This is a genomic window from Lentzea waywayandensis, assembly GCF_900115955.1.
GTDB lineage: Bacteria > Actinomycetota > Actinomycetes > Mycobacteriales > Pseudonocardiaceae > Lentzea > Lentzea waywayandensis.
Window position 1 is genome coordinate 476,256 of the sequence record NZ_FOYL01000001.1, and the last position, 16,856, is coordinate 493,111.

General features: G+C 69.5%; 21 protein-coding genes. 10 read left to right on the plus strand and 11 right to left on the minus strand.

The genetic code is table 11. The features are described 5' to 3' along the window. Nucleotides 1-47: 47 nt before the first annotated feature. The 3 genes from BM417_RS02160 to BM417_RS02170 all read right to left on the minus strand — a co-directional run bounded on the left by BM417_RS02160 (nucleotide 48) and on the right by BM417_RS02170 (nucleotide 2,370). A complete protein-coding gene (locus tag BM417_RS02160) occupies nucleotides 48-1,097 on the minus strand; it encodes an AAA family ATPase (protein ID WP_093588020.1) in 1,050 nt (349 codons plus the stop codon). Between the two features lie 62 nt (nucleotides 1,098-1,159). After that, the gene (gene mobA, locus BM417_RS02165) at nucleotides 1,160-1,690 is read right to left on the minus strand and encodes a molybdenum cofactor guanylyltransferase (protein ID WP_093588021.1); all 531 of its coding nucleotides are present in this window, start codon (nucleotides 1,688-1,690) and stop codon (nucleotides 1,160-1,162) included. Next, entirely contained in the window at nucleotides 1,687-2,370 is a 684-nt protein-coding gene (locus BM417_RS02170; protein ID WP_093588022.1) for a TetR/AcrR family transcriptional regulator, read from the minus strand. The genes mobA and BM417_RS02170 overlap by 4 nt, the downstream gene beginning before the upstream one ends. 77 nt (nucleotides 2,371-2,447) lie before the next feature. On the opposite strand from BM417_RS02170, the gene BM417_RS02175 reads away from it, so the two are divergent. After that, the gene (locus BM417_RS02175; RefSeq protein WP_093588023.1) at nucleotides 2,448-3,356 is read left to right on the plus strand and encodes an ATP-binding cassette domain-containing protein; all 909 of its coding nucleotides are present in this window, start codon (nucleotides 2,448-2,450) and stop codon (nucleotides 3,354-3,356) included. Then, entirely contained in the window at nucleotides 3,353-4,096 is a 744-nt protein-coding gene (locus tag BM417_RS02180) for an ABC transporter permease (RefSeq protein WP_093588024.1), read from the plus strand. Before BM417_RS02175 ends, BM417_RS02180 begins: the two co-directional genes overlap by 4 nt. Here BM417_RS02180 and BM417_RS02185 read toward each other — a convergent pair. Further along, nucleotides 4,083-4,955, minus strand: coding sequence for an oxidoreductase (locus BM417_RS02185; RefSeq protein WP_093588025.1), 873 nt, complete (start codon nucleotides 4,953-4,955; stop codon nucleotides 4,083-4,085). The genes BM417_RS02180 and BM417_RS02185 overlap by 14 nt on opposite strands. Nucleotides 4,956-4,982: 27 nt before the next feature. On the opposite strand from BM417_RS02185, the gene BM417_RS02190 reads away from it, so the two are divergent. After that, the gene (locus BM417_RS02190) at nucleotides 4,983-5,324 is read left to right on the plus strand and encodes a DUF2203 domain-containing protein (RefSeq protein WP_093588543.1); all 342 of its coding nucleotides are present in this window, start codon (nucleotides 4,983-4,985) and stop codon (nucleotides 5,322-5,324) included. Here the strand turns inward: BM417_RS02190 and BM417_RS02195 are convergent. Further along, nucleotides 5,321-6,232 (minus strand): hypothetical protein, encoded by a 912-nt coding sequence (locus tag BM417_RS02195; RefSeq protein WP_143138466.1) that lies wholly within the window; start codon nucleotides 6,230-6,232, stop codon nucleotides 5,321-5,323. The genes BM417_RS02190 and BM417_RS02195 overlap by 4 nt on opposite strands. Nucleotides 6,233-6,322: 90 nt before the next feature. On the opposite strand from BM417_RS02195, the gene BM417_RS02200 reads away from it, so the two are divergent. From BM417_RS02200 to BM417_RS02210, 3 genes are all read left to right on the plus strand, one after another. Then, nucleotides 6,323-6,871 (plus strand): cysteine hydrolase family protein, encoded by a 549-nt coding sequence (locus BM417_RS02200; protein WP_093588544.1) that lies wholly within the window; start codon nucleotides 6,323-6,325, stop codon nucleotides 6,869-6,871. After that, nucleotides 6,868-7,770, plus strand: a complete 903-nt coding sequence (locus tag BM417_RS02205) for a GlxA family transcriptional regulator (protein ID WP_093588027.1) — start codon at nucleotides 6,868-6,870, stop codon at nucleotides 7,768-7,770. Before BM417_RS02200 ends, BM417_RS02205 begins: the two co-directional genes overlap by 4 nt. A 73-nt stretch (nucleotides 7,771-7,843) precedes the next feature. Next, entirely contained in the window at nucleotides 7,844-8,404 is a 561-nt protein-coding gene (locus BM417_RS02210; protein WP_093588028.1) for an isochorismatase family protein, read from the plus strand. Here the strand turns inward: BM417_RS02210 and BM417_RS02215 are convergent. Genes BM417_RS02215 through BM417_RS02225 form a run of 3 tightly spaced genes read right to left on the minus strand, consistent with a single transcriptional unit; the run spans nucleotide 8,388 to nucleotide 9,945 of the window. Continuing rightward, nucleotides 8,388-8,777: a hypothetical protein gene (locus BM417_RS02215; RefSeq protein ID WP_093588029.1), complete on the minus strand. Its 390-nt coding sequence runs from the start codon at nucleotides 8,775-8,777 to the stop codon at nucleotides 8,388-8,390. The two genes, BM417_RS02210 and BM417_RS02215, sit on opposite strands and share 17 nt — an antisense overlap. After that, nucleotides 8,774-9,415, minus strand: coding sequence for a Rossmann-fold NAD(P)-binding domain-containing protein (locus BM417_RS02220; RefSeq protein ID WP_093588030.1), 642 nt, complete (start codon nucleotides 9,413-9,415; stop codon nucleotides 8,774-8,776). The genes BM417_RS02215 and BM417_RS02220 overlap by 4 nt, the downstream gene beginning before the upstream one ends. Further along, nucleotides 9,412-9,945 (minus strand): TetR/AcrR family transcriptional regulator, encoded by a 534-nt coding sequence (locus BM417_RS02225; RefSeq protein WP_093588031.1) that lies wholly within the window; start codon nucleotides 9,943-9,945, stop codon nucleotides 9,412-9,414. The genes BM417_RS02220 and BM417_RS02225 overlap by 4 nt, the downstream gene beginning before the upstream one ends. 14 nt (nucleotides 9,946-9,959) lie before the next feature. Between BM417_RS02225 and BM417_RS02230 the strand changes: the two genes are divergently transcribed. Both BM417_RS02230 and BM417_RS02235 read left to right on the plus strand, forming a co-directional pair. Further along, entirely contained in the window at nucleotides 9,960-10,469 is a 510-nt protein-coding gene (locus BM417_RS02230; RefSeq protein WP_093588032.1) for a GNAT family N-acetyltransferase, read from the plus strand. An 85-nt stretch (nucleotides 10,470-10,554) separates the two neighbouring features. Continuing rightward, complete coding sequence (locus tag BM417_RS02235; RefSeq protein WP_093588033.1) at nucleotides 10,555-10,986, plus strand: PLAT/LH2 domain-containing protein; 432 nt, start codon at nucleotides 10,555-10,557, stop codon at nucleotides 10,984-10,986. 44 nt (nucleotides 10,987-11,030) lie between these two features. Here the strand turns inward: BM417_RS02235 and BM417_RS02240 are convergent, their stop codons facing one another. From BM417_RS02240 to BM417_RS02250, 3 genes are all read right to left on the minus strand, one after another. Beyond that, nucleotides 11,031-12,338 (minus strand): NlpC/P60 family protein, encoded by a 1,308-nt coding sequence (locus BM417_RS02240; protein ID WP_322788931.1) that lies wholly within the window; start codon nucleotides 12,336-12,338, stop codon nucleotides 11,031-11,033. Nucleotides 12,339-12,482: 144 nt separating this feature from the next. After that, nucleotides 12,483-13,997 (minus strand): class I adenylate-forming enzyme family protein, encoded by a 1,515-nt coding sequence (locus BM417_RS02245; protein ID WP_093588034.1) that lies wholly within the window; start codon nucleotides 13,995-13,997, stop codon nucleotides 12,483-12,485. Nucleotides 13,998-14,006: 9 nt separating this feature from the next. Continuing rightward, the gene (locus BM417_RS02250) at nucleotides 14,007-14,816 is read right to left on the minus strand and encodes an SIR2 family NAD-dependent protein deacylase (RefSeq protein ID WP_093588035.1); all 810 of its coding nucleotides are present in this window, start codon (nucleotides 14,814-14,816) and stop codon (nucleotides 14,007-14,009) included. An 18-nt stretch (nucleotides 14,817-14,834) separates the two neighbouring features. Between BM417_RS02250 and BM417_RS02255 the strand changes: the two genes are divergently transcribed. Together BM417_RS02255 and BM417_RS47500 are read left to right on the plus strand one after the other, a co-directional pair. Beyond that, on the plus strand, nucleotides 14,835-15,287 hold the full coding sequence (locus BM417_RS02255) for a hypothetical protein (protein ID WP_143138467.1): 453 nt from the start codon (nucleotides 14,835-14,837) through the stop codon (nucleotides 15,285-15,287). Further along, a complete protein-coding gene (locus BM417_RS47500) occupies nucleotides 15,284-16,807 on the plus strand; it encodes a proline-rich domain-containing protein (protein ID WP_177320236.1) in 1,524 nt (507 codons plus the stop codon). The genes BM417_RS02255 and BM417_RS47500 overlap by 4 nt, the downstream gene beginning before the upstream one ends. Nucleotides 16,808-16,856: the final 49 nt, after the last annotated feature.

The window sequence follows — 16,856 nt, forward strand, 5'->3', positions numbered from 1 at the left end:
CAGGACGGGCGGCGCCCAGGACGGGCGCTCTTCGGCTTTGTCTCGGCTCACGGCCTACCAGCCGGAACCGGCTGCTGCGGACGGGCCGACACCTGCGGCAACGGCACGATCTGCAGCACGCGGGTGATGATGTGGTCGAGAGGCACGCCGTCGGCCAGCGCGTCGTAGGAGAGCACCAGGCGGTGGCGCAGCACGTCCGGAACGACGTCCACGACGTCCTGCGGCAGCACGTAGTCGCGGCCGCGCACGAGCGCGAGGCCACGCGCGGCGGCGATGATGCCGAGCGACGCACGCGGCGAGGCACCGTAGGCGACCCAGCCGGCGACGTCGGTGAGGCCGTGCTCGCCGGGCGCGCGGGTCGCGATCACCAGGCGCACCACGTAGTCGACGAGTGCGTGGTGGACGAAGACGCGCGACGCCACGCCCTGCAGGCGCACCAGTTCCTCCGGGGAGAGGACCTGGTTCGGCGTGGGCGCCTCGACGCCCATGCGGTAGACGATCTCGCGCTCTTCCTCGGCGGTCGGGTACTCGACCTGGATCTTGAACAGGAACCTGTCGCGCTGCGCCTCCGGCAGCGGGTACACGCCCTCGTTCTCGATCGGGTTCTGCGTCGCCAGCACCAGGAACGGGTTCGGCATCGGGAACGTGCGGCCACCGATGGACACGTGCCGCTCGGCCATGACCTCGAGCATCGCCGACTGCACCTTGGCGGGCGCGCGGTTGATCTCGTCGGCGAGCACGAAGTTCGCGACGACGGGCCCGAGCTCGACGTCGAACGTCTCGGTGGACTGGCGGTAGATGCGGGTGCCGAGGATGTCGGCGGGCACCAGGTCGGGGGTGAACTGCACGCGGGAGAACGAGCCGCCGACCACGCGGGCGAACGTCTCCACCGCGAGCGTCTTCGCGACGCCCGGCACACCTTCGAGCAGCAGATGGCCCTTGGCCAGCAGACCCACGAGCATCCGCTCGACGAGCCGGTCCTGGCCGACGATGACCCGCTTCACCTCGAACACGGTGCGTTCGAGCAGCTGGGCGTCACGAGCCGGGGTGACGGGCGCCGATGCGTTCGGCGTTGCCTCGGCGGCGGGCTCGGTCACGTGCGGGCCTCCATGCGGAACAGGGTTTTACCGATAGTGGAACAGTCTTACTCTTCGCCTGTTCAACCGCTGTGAAGGGTGTCCAGGTCGGCGGGCGTGTCGACGTCCTGGGCCTCACCGGGCAAAGCGGACACTTCGACGGGGTCGAGCTTCAGCAGAGTCTTGCGCAACGGCTGGTTCCGTGGCTCTTCGGGGAGGGCTTCGCGCAGCTCAGCGGCGTTCCAGAAGCCGATCAGCCACTGCACGCGGTCGTCTTTGAGCACGGCGTTGCGTCCGGCGCCGCGCAGCCTCGCGATGGTGTTCCTCGTGAGGCCGGGCTGGTCGACGGCGAGCACCGCGACCCACTCCTCGGTGATCTTCGCCAGTCCGGCGGCCAGTCCGGCGAGCGGTCCGCCGCCGGGCGGGTCCTCTCGTGCCCAGACGACACCGGACAGGTCCTTCTCCGGTCCCACAACGACTTTCTGACTCGCGTCGTCCACAACGGACAGCACGTGGTCGAGCAACGTGGCGTCCCGATAGGACAGTGCCGCCTTGTCGACGCCGCCGAGCCGTTCGCCCCTGCCGCCGGTGAGAATGATCACCGCGTACGTCATGCCCTGCCTCCGATGTGCGCGGCGATGCCTTCCAGGAACAGGTGCAGCCCGAAGTCGAACTCCGCCTCGACGTCCTCGGCGGCGGCCACGTCGTCCAGGTCGAACACCCCGGAGTCGAGGATCTCGGCGAGCGCGGGCATCCGGCGCGGGTCGACGATCTCACGCAGCGCCTTGCCGTACCGGCTGCCGAACGCGGCGGGATCGTCCTCGAAGCCCTGCGCCAGCGTGACGCCCAGACGCGCCTCGCCGTGCACGAAGGTCATCAGGCCCATCACGATGCCGACCTTCTCCCCCGCCACCAGCGGCGTGTCCTTGAGGGCGCCGAGCGCGCTGTCGAACCACGCGAGGCTCTTGAGCCCGGTCGGCGGCCCGCTGATCGGGATCTGCAGGAACCACGGGCGCTTGCGGATGGCCTTGAGCACCGCTTTCGACCAGAACGCGAGCTGGTCGCGCCACTCGCCGTCAGGCAACGGGGGCGGGCTGTCCATCGCGGCGTCGCCCATCAACGTGAGGAGCTCGTCCTTGCTCTTCACGTGCCGATAGAGGGCCATCGTCGCGTTGCCCATCTCCTGCGCGACGCGTGCCATCGAGACGGCGGCGAGCCCCTCGGCGTCCGCGACCGCCATGGCGGCCCGCGTGATGTCGGCGGCGTCGATGGTCGGCTTGCGCCCCCTCTTCATACCCCCTAGTCAAACAGATGCGTATGCCATACGCTAATTCAGGTATTGCGTATGAGGTACGCATAAAAGGGGGTTCCATGATCGTCGAGACAGAGGGTCTGACGAAGAGATACGGCCCGAACACCGTGCTGAGCGGCCTTGACCTGAAGGTCGCGGAAGGGTCCGTGCTCGCGCTGCTCGGGCCCAACGGCGCCGGCAAGACCACCGCGATCCGCATCCTGAGCACGCTGACCAGGCCTGACGGCGGTGCGGCCCGCGTGTGCGGGTTCGACGTGGTGCGGGAGGGCGCCGCCGTGCGCGGCGTGATCAGCCTGACCGGCCAGTACGCGGCGGTGGACGAGGAGCAGACCGGCCGGGAGAACCTGGTCATGATCGCCCGGTTGCACCGTTTCACCCGGTCGGCGGCTCGCGCGAGGGCTGTCGGCCTGCTGGAGCGGTTCGACCTCGTCGACGCCGCGGACCGGCGGGTGCGCACCTACTCCGGTGGCATGCGCCGGCGCCTGGACCTCGCGATGAGCCTGGTGGCGCGGCCGCGGCTGTTGTTCCTGGACGAGCCGACCACCGGCCTGGACCCGGTCAGCCGCACGACGATGTGGGACGCGATCGGCGACCTGGTGCGCGACGGCGTGACGATCTTCCTCACCACCCAGTACCTGGAGGAGGCCGACCGGCTCGCTGACCGGATCGTGGTGCTGCACAACGGAGGCGTCGTCGCGGACGGCACCGCGGACGCGTTGAAGAACTCGGTCGGCGGTACCCGCCTGGACCTGACCTTCTCGTGCGCCGAGGATGCGTCGCGAGCGCAGGCCGTGGTCGGCGGGGTGACCGACGGGCCGACGCTGAGCGTGCCGTCCGACGGCAGTGCCGTTCACCTGCACCGCGTGCTGGACGACCTGCTGGCGGCGCGGGTGAGCGTGTCGCGGGTGTCCACGCACCGCCCGACCCTGGACGACGTCTTCACGTCCCTGACGGCGGTGGCGGCATGACCGTCTCGCTGACGATGATCGGCCGCGGCGTCCGCCTGAGCCGCCGCAACCTCGACACGCTGATCATGGCGGTCGTGTTGCCGGTGCTGATGATGGCGTTGTTCGTCTACGTGTTCGGCGGTGCGATCAGCTCGACGCAGTCCTATGTGGATTACGTGGTGCCGGGCATCCTCGTGCTGTGCACCGGTTACGGCGCCACGTCCACCGCGATGTCCGTGGCCGACGACATGAAGAAGGGTGTGGTCGACCGGTTCCGCTCGATGCCGATCAGCGGTTTCTCCGTGCTGACCGGCCACGTCGCCGCCTCGGTCGCCCGCAACGCCCTGGCGACGTTCGCGGTGGTGCTGGTGGCTTTGCTGATGGGCTTCCGGCCCACGGCCTCGTTCGGTTCGTGGGTACTCGCGATGGGTCTGCTGCTGCTCTACGTGCTGGCGCTGTCCTGGCTCGCGGCAGGCTTCGGCGTGATCGCGCGCAGCGTCGAGTCGGCCAGCCTGCTCGGCTTCTTCATGCTGTTCATCCCGTACCTGAGCAGCGCGTTCGTGCCGGTGGCGACAATGCCGTCCTGGCTGCGCGCGGTCAGCGAACACCAGCCGATCACGCCGGTCATCGAGACCGTGCGCGCTCTGCTGACCGATCAGCCCGTGGGGTCCGGCTGGCTCGCGCTGACGTGGTCGGGCGGCCTGCTGGTCGTGGCCTTCGGGTGGGCCACCTGGCTGTTCCGGCGGATCAGCTCCCGTTGAGGTGCGCGGCGTCGAGGCGGGTGAGCTCGTCCGTGGTGAGGCTCAGCCGTCCCGCCTCGACGTTCTGCCGCAGGTGCTCCGGGTCGCCCGTGCCCGGGATGACCAGCACGTGCGGCCCCCTGGCGAGCGTCCACGCCAGCCGGATCTGCGCGGGCGAGGCGTTGCGGGCGTGGGCGATCTCCGTGACGACGTCGTCGTCGGCCGACGTCCCGGCCTCCTGGTTGGCGCCGGTGAGCGCGAAGAACGGCACGTACGCGATGCCCCGTTCCCCGCAGACGCCGACGAAGTCGTCCTGCTCGGGGTGGTGCCCGAGCCCGTAGGAGTTCTGCACGCACACCACGGGCGCGATCCGCTGTGCCTGGTCGAGGTGGTGCGGCCTGATGTTGGACAGCCCGAGGTGCCTGATCAGCCCGTCCTGCTGGAGCGCCGCGAGCTGCTCGAAGTGCGCGCTGAGGTCGTCCAGCCCGCTCACCCGCAGGTTGACCACGTCGAGGTGGTCGCGGCCGAGCTGCCGCAGGTTCTCCTCGACCTGTCCCCGCAGCTGCCGCGGCGTCGCGAGCGGCAGCCACTCCCCCTGCGGCGTGCGGCCCGGCCCGACCTTGGTGACGATCACCAGGTCCTCCGGGTACGGCGAGAGCGCGCTGTTGATCAGCTCGTTCGCCGATCGCGTGGCGGAGAAGTAGAAGGCGGCCGTGTCGACGTGGTTGACCCCGAGCTCGACGGCCCTGCGCAGCACCTCGATCGCCTGCCCGCGGTCGCGCGGCTCGGCGCGGCGATCGAACGCCGTCCCCCGCTGCGGCAGCCGCATCGCGCCGAACCCGATCCGGTTCACGGTGAGGTCACCCAGTCGCCACGTCATTCCGACCACTGTGCCAGCCTTGTGGCCGTGCCACTGTTCAGCCTTTCCGAAGCCAGGACCGAACTCGCGCGCCTGCTGCCGGCGCTGGACGAGATCGTGCGCCTGCGGGCCGACGCCGCCGAGCTCGCCGCGGGTGAGTCCTCCCTGGGCGGGCTGCCGGAGTTCAAGGCCGCGCAGGCCCGGCTGGACGAGCTGATGGAGACCGTGCAGCACACCGGGGCGGAGCTGAAGGGCTTCGCGCCGTTGCTGGTGGACTTCCCGTCGGAGATGGACGGTGTGCCCGTGCTGTTGTGCTGGCTCGAAGGCGACCGTGAGCTGGCCTGGTACCACCGGACGGATCTGGGGTTCGCGGGCCGCCGCCCGCTCTAGCCGGGAGCGAGGAAACCCGCGAGCAGCAGCACGCCGATCAGCCCGGTGATGAGCCCCAGTGCGGTGAGGTAGTGCTTGGCGCCGGTCCGGCCGGGCATGCGGTTCAGGATGACCCCGGCGGCCACCGTGACGGCGGCGATGATCGGCACCAGCGCCCGCCACGCGCTTTCCCACGTGAACGGCAGGTAGTCGTCCGCCCCGTACAGCGACAGGATCACGGCGGGCAGGCCGAGCCCCGCCGCGGCCGCCGCGGCGACCATGTTGAACCGTTGCTGCGCCTCGCCCTCCTGTGCGACCGCGAACGTCGACACGCTGGTGAGCAACGACTGGAGCCGGGTCACCTCGTCGCCCAGCTCGACGTCCATCGCCTCGCAGTGCCGCACCACGCCGGGGTCGCGGACCTCGCGAATCGTGTCGCGGGCGTGGTCGCGGGCACGGCTGAAGGCCATCGACAGCTCGACGAGCTGGGCCATCACGGGGCGCAGCAGCACCGTGTTCTCCCGCTGTGCCAGCAGATCGGCGACGCGCTGTTCCATCTCGTAGCGAAGGCCGCGCAGTTCGGCGATGGCGTTGCGCGACCCCTCGGCGATGGCCTTGGCGATGACGCCCGCCCTGGGACTGCCGTCGCCGACCGCGTGGGCGGGATGCCTGAGCAGCTCGGCGATGCCGTCGCCGTGCCACGGTTCCTGGTGCCAGCCGCCGTGCTCGCTCCAGGCCGCGCGGACCAGCACGTCGATCTGGGCACCGTCCGTGCGCACCTCCCCGACCAGGATTCGGCGCGACTTGCCGGCCGTGACCCGCACGAACGGCACGCAGAACCCGGCCAGGCCCTCCACTCCGACCGACACCGTCACGCGCGCGCCCAGATTGGGGTCCGCAGGATCGCCCGCCAGCACGTGTAAGTCCACGTCCTGATCTTCGCACGGTGACCGGATCCGTCCGTTCCTCGGCCGGGTCGTGCCTCGTGCCCGGTGCCGGCGCCGACCAGGCTGATGGTCATGAAGCGAGCATTGATCGTCATCGACGTGCAGGAGTCGTTCCGTCAGCGCCCCAACTGGGCCGAGGTGTCCAACCCGGATGTCGTGGGCAAGGTGAACCAGCTGGTCGACCTGAGCCGCGACGCCGGCGACCTGGTGGTGTGGGTGCTGCACTCCGAGCCCGGCTCCGGCGACGTGTTCGACCCCGCGCTGGGGCACGTGCGGCTGATCGACGGACTCAAGCCGCTCGACGACGAGCCGGTGCTGACCAAGACCGCGCACAACGCGTTCACCACGACGAACCTCCAGCAGACGCTGACGACCCGGGGTGTGCGGGAGTTGCTGATCAGCGGCATCCGGACCGAGCAGTGCTGCGAGACGACCACCCGCGTCGGGTCGGACCTCGGGTTCGACATGACGTTCGTGACGGACGCGACCGCCACCACGCCGCTGCCGCACTGGCGGACCGGGAAGGTGCTCGGGGTCGAGGAGATCATCGAGCGGACCGAGTACGTGCTGGCGGGCCGGTTCGCGCGGATCTCGGATGTCGCTACGCTGACCGGATCGTGACCAGAGTCGTCTTCCTGCTCGTTCCTGGAGTGCACCTGCTCGACCTCGCGGGGCCGGCGCAGGTGTTCTCCAGCGCCGCCGACCTCGTGGACGGGTACGCGCTGTCCTACGTCGGCGACATGGACACCGTGCTCAGCCATCAGGGCGTGCCGCTGGGTGCGTCGCGTGAGTTGCCCTCTCTCGACGTGGACGACCTCGTGTTCGTGCCGGGGTGGCGGTCGCCGAAGATCGTGGGCACCGGACACCTGAGCGAACGTGCGTTGGCGTGGGTGCGCACGCACCACGACAACGGCGGCACAGTGGCGAGTGTGTGCGCCGGCGCGGATGCGTTGGGGCGCGCCGGTTTGCTCGACGGACGGCGTTGCACCACGCATCACGAGTTGCAGGAGGAGCTCGCACGGCGCTACCCGGCCGCACACGTCGTGCGTGACGTCTTGTTCGTGGAGGACAACAGGGTCGTGACATCCGCGGGCATCGCGAGCGGTATCGACCTCGCGTTGCATCTCGTCGCCGTACGCCACGGGCCTACGGTTGCCGCCGCGATCGCACGCACGATGGTCATCTACGCGCGCAGGAACGGTGACGACCAGCAGGCGAGCGTGCTGCTGCGGCACCGTTCGCACATCAACGAGACGGTGCACCGCGTTCAGGACGTCATCGAGTCACGCCTCGCCGACCGACTCTCGCTCGCGGAACTCGCTGTCCACGCCGGTTGCAGTGAACGGACCGTGACGCGGCTGTTCGGCCGTGCGACGGGCATGACGCCGTTGAGGTACCAGCAGGCGTTGCGCGTCGAACGGGCCGAACACCTGATCGGTCAAGGCGCCACGGTGGAGACCGCCGCGCGCAACGTCGGTTTCGAGGACGCCCGGATGTTGCGGCGGCTGCGTTCCCGCTGAGCCGCACGCGTGCGGCCGTCCACAGTCGACGGAACGCCCTTGCACACCACCGGAAGCGGCCTAAGCTGGCCGCGTGACGACTCTGGCGAACCGCCCCAGCACCGCGTTGCTCGTGATCGACGTGCAGAACGGCGTGGTCAATCACGCCCACAACCGCGACGAGGTCGTCGCCAACGTCGCCGCCCTCGTCGACAAGGCGCGCGCGGCCGGCGTCGACGTCGTGTGGGTGCAGCACAGCAACGCCGAGCACATGCCCAAGGAGTCCGACGGCTGGCAGTTCGTGCCCGAGCTCAAGGTCGCCGACGGCGAACCCGTGGTGCACAAGACCTACGCCGACTCGTTCGAGGCGACGGACCTCGAGGAAGTGCTGGCGGGCAAGGGAATCGGCAGCCTCGTGGTGTCCGGCGCGCAGACCGACGAATGCATCCGCTCGACCCTGCACGGCGCCATCGTGCGCGGTTACGACGCTCTGCTGGTCAGCGACGCGCACACGACCGAGGACCTCTCGGAGTGGGGCGCGCCCACCCCGGACAAGGTCATCGCGCACACCAACCTGTACTGGGAGAACCACACGGCGCCGGGCCGTACCGCAGGCGTCGTGAAGACCGAGGACGCGTTCAAGCCTGCTGAATGAGGTGCCTGCTCGGCATGTAGTCGATCTTCCAGTCCTCGTACACGCCGCACAGCCCGCACTTCAGGCACCGCAGTCCGACGGTCAGCCAGCGCACCTCGCCGTCCGGGCGGCACGACGACCCGAGCGCGGCGGCGAACTCCTCGCCGCCGCAGGTGCACTCGCACTCCTCCGCGTCGTCGTCCTGCCAGTGTTCCTCGGAGTCGGCGATGAACTCCGCGAGTCCGCAGCCGAGGCAGGTCCGCCGCAACGCCTGGTCCTCGGTCATCTGCACGTGGAACGACTTCTCGCCACACTCGCCGCACACGGACTCCACGACGTGCGTGACCTCGTAGCCGTCCTCCTGGTACTCGCGGATGGCCTCTTCGAGCGTCATCCGGCCAGCCTGTTGATCTCGTCGCTGCGCAGCACCTTCGCCGCCTGAGCGCCTTTGGCCAGCGCCACCATCGCGCGCCCGAGCTCGTCGGTGCTCGTGACGAACTTCGGCGCCACCTTCTTCAGCAACGGCATGAGCCACGAGGACCACGAGTAGATGTAGCGGTAGATGCGGGTGCGCGACGTGATCCCGTGCCGTGGCTGGATGAACCCGGGCCGCACGACGAACACCGGCCGGTCCAGCGCCAGCAGCTCGTTCTCCGTGCGCCCCTTCACCCGCGCCCATATCGTCTTGCTCTCGGCGTCGGCGCCCTCACCGGACACGTACACATAGGTGCCACCGACGACGCGTGCGGCCTCAACCGCGTAGTCGTGCGTCACGGGCGTGTACTCGGCCTCGGTCAGGCCCGCGGACGTCACGCCCATGCAGTAGAAGCACGCATCGGCATCGGCCAGGTCCGACGCGACCGGCGACAGGTCAGCGAAGTCGGCGTGCACCACGTGCAGCAGCTTGGGATCCGCCACGGCCGACGGCGAACGCCCGACCGTGACCACAGAATCAACCGCCGGGTCGAGCAGGCACTCCCGCAACGCGCCCTGACCGACCATTCCGGACGCACCGAACACCACGATCTTCACCCGGCAAAACTAGCCCCCACCGCTGAGGTGACGCGCTCGCCGTCCCCCGTCGCGAGCAGGTCCAGCAACGCACCTCGCAGCAACGCGAGCTCACGCGTACGTGACGCCAGCCCGGCAGCGGTGTCGCGCACGTCCTCGGGCTGAGCGGCGCGCAACACCTCCAGCCAGTCCTCCACGGTCGCGCGCGCGAAGCCCGCCCACGGCCCGTCAGGCTCCACGAGAGAGCGCGCGTAGGCCTCCAGCCACAACGTCAGCAACGGCCGGTGTGCGGGCGCGGACAGCCACTCCCACAGCCGAGCCACGACGCCAGGCCCGGTGCCGATGTCGGCGAGCAGCACCAGTTCGTCGGCACGTGCCCGCGCCAGCAACGCCTTGACCAGGCCTTCCTTGCTGCCGAACAGGTAGAGCAGCACGCGCGTGCTCGACCCGATGGCCGCCGCCAACGGCCGTAGCGACACGTCGGCGAGGCCGTGGGTGAGCACGTACCGGTAGGCGGCTTCGAGCAGTTCGGTCTCGCGGGCGGACGGCATGGCAGTATCTTGACATGACTGAAACAGTCGTGTCAGTGGAGGAGACCATGCTGATCCGCCCGCTCGGCCACCCCGGCGACCTGGGCTGGGTGGTCCAGGCGCACGGCGAGCTCTACGCGTCCGAACTCGCCTGGGACACCTCGTTCGAGGCGTTGGTCGCCAAGATCGTCGGCGACTACGCGGCCGACCACGACCCCACGAGAGAGGGCGCGTGGATCGCCGAGCTCGACGGCCAACGCGTCGGATGCGTGTTCTGCGTCCGTGAGGACGACACGACAGCGAAGTTGCGCGTGCTGCTCGTGCACCCGGACGCGCGTGGTCACGGCGCGGGCAACAAGCTCGTCAGCACGTGCATCGAGTTCGCCCGGAACGCGGGCTATGAACGCATGGCGTTGTGGACGGTCGCCGGTCTCGCCTCCGCCAGGAAGATCTACGAGGCTCAGGGGTTCGAGCTCGAAGAGGAGACACCGCAGCACAGCTTCGGCCACGACGTGACCGGCCAACTCTGGGCACGTGATCTCTGAGCTGCGGATTTCATGATCGCCGAACAGTCCCGCAATCGCCCGCTGCCACCTTCTCCCCAGCAACACCCAAGAGAGGGGAACGAGCATGAAGGTGGCAACCACCGCGGTCGTCGGCGTTCTCGCCGCGGCGTTCGCCGGCACGCTGGCCATGGGCACCGCCCAGGCCGCTCCGGGGCAGTACCGCATCGAGGTCCGGACCTGCAACGTGGACAAGGCGGGCACGGACTCCCGCGTCGAGGTGCGCCTGAACGGCACCACCTCGTCCGGCTGGATCAACCTCGACAATCCCGGCGACGACCGCGAGCGCGGCAAGACCGACGTCTACGACTTCACGCTGTCCGAGGTCGGCCCGCTCACGTCGTTCGACATCGCGTTCGACAACAAGGGCGACAGCTCGCACTGGTGCCTGGAGGAGGTCGTCGTCCGCGGTCCGCAGGGCGTGACGATCCACCCGCACCACAACTGGCTGCGCAGCGCCACCACGAAGACGAACCCGCTCCGGCTCGGATCGGCCTGAGCAACGGAACCGGTGGCCCGCTCGCGAGCGGGCCACCGGTTCGGTCACAGCATCCGGGTCACGTACGGCATGATGCCGCCGTACCGCACAGGGGAGATCCGCACCACGGCACCGGAATGCGGCGCTTCCACCATCATCCCGCCGCCCAGGTACAACGCCACGTGCGTGCCGCCGCCGGGTCCCCAGAAGATCATGTCGCCGGGGGCCATCTGCGACAACGGCACCTTGCGGCCGGAGTTGTACTGGTAGCCGCTGTAGTGCGGCAGGTACACGCCGGCGCCCGCGAAGGCGTACATCATCAGGCCGGAGCAGTCGAAACCGATCTTGCGGTAGTCGCCGTACGAGTCGGCGACGCCGCCGTCGCGCACGCCGTACGTCGGGCCGTAGTGGTTGCCGCCGCCCCACGCGTAGATGACACCGCGCTGAGCCAACGCCCGGTTGATCACGGTCTGCACGCGGTTGCCGGACGGCGCGGGTGCCGAGGCGGCCGGGCGGGGCGCCTGAGCCTGCGGGGCGGAGGCGGCAGCGGCCGCCGCGGCGGCCCGGCGGGCGTTCTCCTCGTCCTCGCGCTTCTTGGCCTCGGTCCACTGGTCGTACTGCCGGCGTTGCGCTTCCAGCCCGGTGACCGCACCTCGTGCCGAGGCGAGCTCTCGTTCGACGGCGTCCTTGTTGGACTGCAGTTCCTCGGTCGCCGCGGCCTGCGCCGAGTGCGCGTGCACGGCCACCTGCTGGGCCTGCTCGGCGACCTTCTTGGCCTCGTCCGCGGCAGCCTGCTTCGCGTCGGCCTTCTGCAGCGCGGCGCGGGCGGCGGAGTCGAGGTTCGCGGCCGTGCCCTGGTCGCGGGTCACCTGGTCGAGCCGGTTCAGGCTGGACGAGGACACCGCCTCCAGCATCTGGGCGCGGGCCAGCAGGTCCTCGGGCGACTTGGCGCCGATGTACGCGGAGAACGAGCCGACGGTGGTGCCCTGCGCGTAGGAGGCGGCGGCGAACTCGTCCAGTTCGAGGCGGCTCTTCTCCACGGCCTTGGAGGCCGCGTCGGCCTCGACACGGGCGGCCGCGGCCTCGCGACGAGCGGCCTCGGCCTCCGAGATCGCCGTCTCCAGGTCCACTCGGGCCTTGTTGGCGAGCTCGCGCTTGTACGAGACGTCGTCGAGCAGCTCCTGCAGGCGTGACTCCGCCTGCGTGAGCCGCCCGGTCAGCTCGCCGACCCGGGCCGCCTTCGCGTCCGCTTCCGCCCGTGACGCCGAGATCTCCGCGTCACTGGGGTTCGGCGGCGGAGGCGGCACAGCTCCGGCCGTCCCCGTGAGGACGACCGTCATCAACACCAACACGGCGGAGAGTCGTGTCAACACTGGACATCACCTCCGACCGCATTAGACCAATCTGGCTCATTCGGCGCATCCGGAACTAACGCACCGTCAGCCACACGTGTCACAGTGGAACACGCCCGGTGGTCCTTTTGGGACGATCGAAGTCCGGCGTGTCGCCGGTTCGGCCTAGTTGACGCCCCGGCCCCTGCCCGCCCAGTACGGCTCGCGGAGCTTGAACTTCTGGATCTTGCCGGTCGCCGTGCGCGGGATCGAGTCGCGGAACTCGATCGTCGTCGGCGCCTTGTACCCGGCGAGCCGCTCCTTGCAGTGCTTGATCAGCTCGGCCTCGGTGGCCTCGCCGGAGAGGACGACCAGCGCCTTGATCGTTTCACCCCATTTCTCGTGGGGCACGCCGATGACCGCGACCTCGGCGACGGCCGGGTGCGAGAACAGGCAGTCCTCGACCTCGATGGACGAGACGTTCTCGCCACCGGTGATGATCACGTCCTTCTTGCGGTCGGAGATCGTCAGGTAGCCGTCGTCGTCGAAGTAGCCGCCGTCTCCGGTGTGGAACCAGCCGTCCTCGATCGCGTCCGCGGTGGACTCCGGGTTCTCCCAGTAGCCCTCCATGACCACGTTCGAGCGCGCGAGCACCTCGCCGTTCTCGGAGATCCGCAGCTGCGCGCCCAGGGCCGGCGCACCCGCCCGTGACTGCTTCTTCGCCTTCTCCTCACCCTCCGGCCCCGGCTGGGCGCGGTTGAAGGTGAGCAGCGGCGCCGTCTCGGTCAGGCCGTAGATCTGGAGGAACTCCCAGCCGAGCTCCTCGGTCACGCGCTGGATCGTGCGCGAGGGCGGCGGCGCACCGGCGCACACGATCCGTACGCGGTCACGGCCCGGGATCTCGCCGTCCCACGTCTGCGCGGCGTCCAGCACGGCGTTCCACACGGCCGGCGCACCGCACATGAGCGTGACGCCGTGGTCGCGCACACGGCGCAGGATCTCGGCGCCGTCGACCTTGCGCAGCACCACCTGCGGCACGCCGAGGCCCGCGAGACCGAACGGCATTCCCCAGCCGTTGCAGTGGAACATCGGCAGCACGTGCATGTACACGTCGCCCTCCCACGCACGGGTGTGCATGGCGAACGTGACCGCGTTCAGCCAGATGTTGCGGTGCGTCAGCTGCACGCCCTTGGGACGCGCGGTCGTACCGGACGTGTAGTTGATGGTCGCCGTCGCGTCCTCCGAGGGCGCGCTCCACGGCCGTGGCTCCACATCGAACCGCAGCAGCGACTCCGACTCCTCGCCGAGCGTGAACCGGTGGCGCGCCACGACGTCGTCCAGTTCCAGCTCGGGGTCGACGAACAACGCCGAGGCACCGCTGTGCTCGACGATGTACTTCACCTCGTCGGGGCGCAGGCGGAAGTTCACCGGCACGCAGATGCGTCCACTGCCGGGCAGCGCGTGCAGCAGCTCCAGCATCCGCGCGGAGTTGTGGCTGACGACGGCGACGCGTTCGCCCTCGCCGACGCCCAGTGCGTCGAACCCGGCCTGCCACGCGCGCACACGGGCCGCCATCTCGGCGTACGTCGTCGTCGCGACCGGCTTCGCGGGCTGGTCCGGTTCGTCGATGGTCGCCGTCGTCGCTCCGAACGCGAACGACGCGCGGTCCAGGAAGTCCGTGGTGATCAGCGGTACGCGCATGAAGCGACCCTACGACCAGGTGCTCGGATCTCCCCAGGACGAGAATCGTCCTCCCCCGGATGGAGGAACGGAACTGAGGTCGGGAAGCACGTCGGCGACGGGTTCGTGCAGCACAACGGCCGCCACGGAGTCGTACGGCGTCGGCTCGGCGTTGCAGATGATGACCTGGGCGCCTGCTTTGGCCGCCAGCGGCACGAGGCCCGCGGCGGGCTGCACCGAGAGTGATGTTCCCGCCACCAGCAGCACGTCGCAATCCAGGGCGGCGAGGCGGGCGCGGCGCAGCACCTCGCCGTCGAGCTCCTGCCCGAACGAGACAGTGGCGGACTTGAGGATTCCCCGGCAGCGCGGGCAGTCCGGCTCCTGCTCGCCGTCGGCCACGCGCTTCAACGCGTCCCTCATCGGGCCCGTGGCACCGCATCCGAGGCACACGGTGGCGTGCAACGTGCCGTGCAGCTCCAGCACGCGATGCGGATCGGAGCCCGCTTTCTGGTGCAGGCCGTCGATGTTCTGCGTGACCACGGTGCGCAACCGGCCGGACCGTTCCAGTTCGACCAGCGCGAGGTGCGCGGCGTTCGGCTTCGCCGTCCACACGGGACTGTCCAGCTTCGCCCGCCAGGATCGCCTGCGCACGGCGGGGTCGGAGAGGTAGGCGTCCAGCGTCGCCCCGAGGCCGGCGTCGGCGTCGCGCGTCCACAGCCCGTCCGGTCCGCGGAAGTCCGGGATGCCCGAATCCGTGGAGACTCCGGCCCCGGTCAGCACCGTGATCCGGTGGGCGGACGCGACCAGCGCCCGTGCCGCTGCGCACGCCTCCGAGGCCATCGGTTCACACTAGTCCCCGTGCGCAGCGCAGTGGGAGCCGCGATCGCGGCAGTGGGCTTGGTCACCACCATCACCGGGACGTTCTTGCCGTGGCTGAAATCCGGATCGACCACGAGGGACAGTTACGAGGTGCTTTCGCTCCGTGATCTCGCCGGGTTGGACGGGGTGGCGGGCACCGTCGTGACGTCGATCTGGGTGGGGCTGACGCCACTGGCCATGGTCGCGATCGGTCTCTACGTGGTCCGATTTCCACGATTTGCCGCGTGCGTCGGCCTTCTCTTTGGCACGATCGGGGGAACCGTGGCCCTACTAGCCACAGTCCAAGGGGATAGCAAGGGTGCATTGGTCGGAATCAGCATCTCCGGACCAGTCACGACTCTTGCCGGTGCCGTACTGACGATCGTGGGGGCGATCACGGTGCTCACCTCGACAAGGCGCAGCGCAGTGAGAACCTCAGGAGGGAACCCGTGAGCTACCCAGGTGGTGGCGGCCCGTGGCAGCCGCAGAACAACCCGTACGGGCAGCAGCCCCAGCAGGGCGGCCACCCGCAGCAGGGTGGATACCCCCAGCAGCCGCAGCAGCCGGGTGGCTACCCGCAGCAGGGCGGCTACCCGCAGACCGGGCCGCAGGGTTTCCCGCAGCCGCCGCAGACCGGGCCGCAGGGCTACCCCCAGCAGGGCTACCCGCAGACTGGCCCGCAGGGCTTCCCGCAGCAGGGCTTCGAGCAGCAGCCGTTCGGCTACGCGCCGATGGGCGGCGAGCCGCCGAAGAAGAAGCGCACCGGCCTGGTCGTCACGGCCGTGGTCGCGGTGCTGCTGCTGATCGGCGGCGGCGTCACGTTCTTCGCGCTGAAGAAGGCCGACCCCGGCACAAACGCGGGCCAGGACACTCCGGCCGTCGCGGCGAAGAACCTCATCGAGCAGCTGGGCAGCGGTGACGTCGTCGGCATCATGGCGTCGCTGGCGCCCGCCGAGGCCGCGCTGTCCAAGGACTACATGGACTCGATGACCAAGGAGATGAAGCGTCTCGAGATCCTCAAGCCCGACGCCGACCCGAACAAGCTGACCGGCGTCGAGTTCAAGAGCGAGAACATCAAGTTCGACGAGGCGGCCGCCGAGAAGATCAACGACCACCTCACGATCAACAAGCTGGTCGAGGGCAAGATCACGATCACCTCGGACGCGTCGAAGATCCCGCTCACCGACAAGCTCGTGGACGCGCTCGGCACCGAGTTCAGCACGACCACGTCGAAGTCCGAGACCGTCGACATCACCGCCGAGGTGAAGAAGCGCGGCACCCCGATCGGCATCGCGTCGATCAAGGTCGGCGACAAGTGGTACCCGAGCGCCTTCTACACGATCGCCAACGCGATCCTGGAGGAGGAGAAGCAGAAGTGGCCGTCGCAGGGCATCGCGGCGCAGGGCGCGGGCTCGGCCGAGGAAGCCGCGAAGCAGATGGTGAACGCGGCGCTCGACGGCGACCTGACGAAGGTCATCGCGCTGCTGCCGCCCGACGAGGCCGGTGTGCTGCAGGACCTCGGCCCGCTGCTGCTGGACGAGGCCGGCCCGATGAAGCCGACCGGTGCCAAGCTCAACGCGCTGGAGACCGACGTCAAGAACGTGACCGGCGGCAAGCAGGTCACGATCAAGAAGCTGTCGATCACCGCCGAGGGCGAGACCATGACGATCACCCGCGAGGGTGACTGCTACGCGGCCGACGTGCCCGGCCAGGGCTCGCAGAAGCTGTGCGCGAGCGAGATCACGCAGCTGCTGAAGCAGCAGGGCGGCAAGCAGATCCCCGCCGAGGCCATCGACATCATCGGCCGGGTGGCCGGGTCGGTCATGAAGTCCGGTGTCGGTGTCGTCTCCACCGAGGTCGACGGCAAGTGGTACGTCAGCCCGGTCCGCTCCTACTACGAGCTGGCCCTGACGCTGTTCCGCGGCTTCGAGCCGAAGGACGTCGACGCGCTGATCGAGCTGCTGAAGAAGTAAGTTCTCGCTGGTCGTCCAGGGCCCTGTCACCCGCAACAGCGCGGTGACA

Excerpts from the sequence above, each read along its gene's own strand:
- mobA (WP_093588021.1), bottom strand. The coding sequence starts at position 1,690 with ATGACGTACGCGGTGATCATTCTCACCGGCGGCAGGGGCGAACGGCTC.
- BM417_RS02170 (WP_093588022.1), bottom strand. The coding sequence starts at position 2,370 with ATGAAGAGGGGGCGCAAGCCGACCATCGACGCCGCCGACATCACGCGG.
- BM417_RS02175 (WP_093588023.1), top strand. The coding sequence starts at position 2,448 with ATGATCGTCGAGACAGAGGGTCTGACGAAGAGATACGGCCCGAACACC.
- BM417_RS02180 (WP_093588024.1), top strand. The coding sequence starts at position 3,353 with ATGACCGTCTCGCTGACGATGATCGGCCGCGGCGTCCGCCTGAGCCGC.
- BM417_RS02185 (WP_093588025.1), bottom strand. The coding sequence starts at position 4,955 with ATGACGTGGCGACTGGGTGACCTCACCGTGAACCGGATCGGGTTCGGC.
- BM417_RS02200 (WP_093588544.1), top strand. The coding sequence starts at position 6,323 with ATGAAGCGAGCATTGATCGTCATCGACGTGCAGGAGTCGTTCCGTCAG.
- BM417_RS02215 (WP_093588029.1), bottom strand. The coding sequence starts at position 8,777 with ATGACGCTCGAAGAGGCCATCCGCGAGTACCAGGAGGACGGCTACGAG.
- BM417_RS02225 (WP_093588031.1), bottom strand. The coding sequence starts at position 9,945 with ATGCCGTCCGCCCGCGAGACCGAACTGCTCGAAGCCGCCTACCGGTAC.
- BM417_RS02230 (WP_093588032.1), top strand. The coding sequence starts at position 9,960 with ATGACTGAAACAGTCGTGTCAGTGGAGGAGACCATGCTGATCCGCCCG.
- BM417_RS02235 (WP_093588033.1), top strand. The coding sequence starts at position 10,555 with ATGAAGGTGGCAACCACCGCGGTCGTCGGCGTTCTCGCCGCGGCGTTC.
- BM417_RS02245 (WP_093588034.1), bottom strand. The coding sequence starts at position 13,997 with ATGCGCGTACCGCTGATCACCACGGACTTCCTGGACCGCGCGTCGTTC.
- BM417_RS02250 (WP_093588035.1), bottom strand. The coding sequence starts at position 14,816 with ATGGCCTCGGAGGCGTGCGCAGCGGCACGGGCGCTGGTCGCGTCCGCC.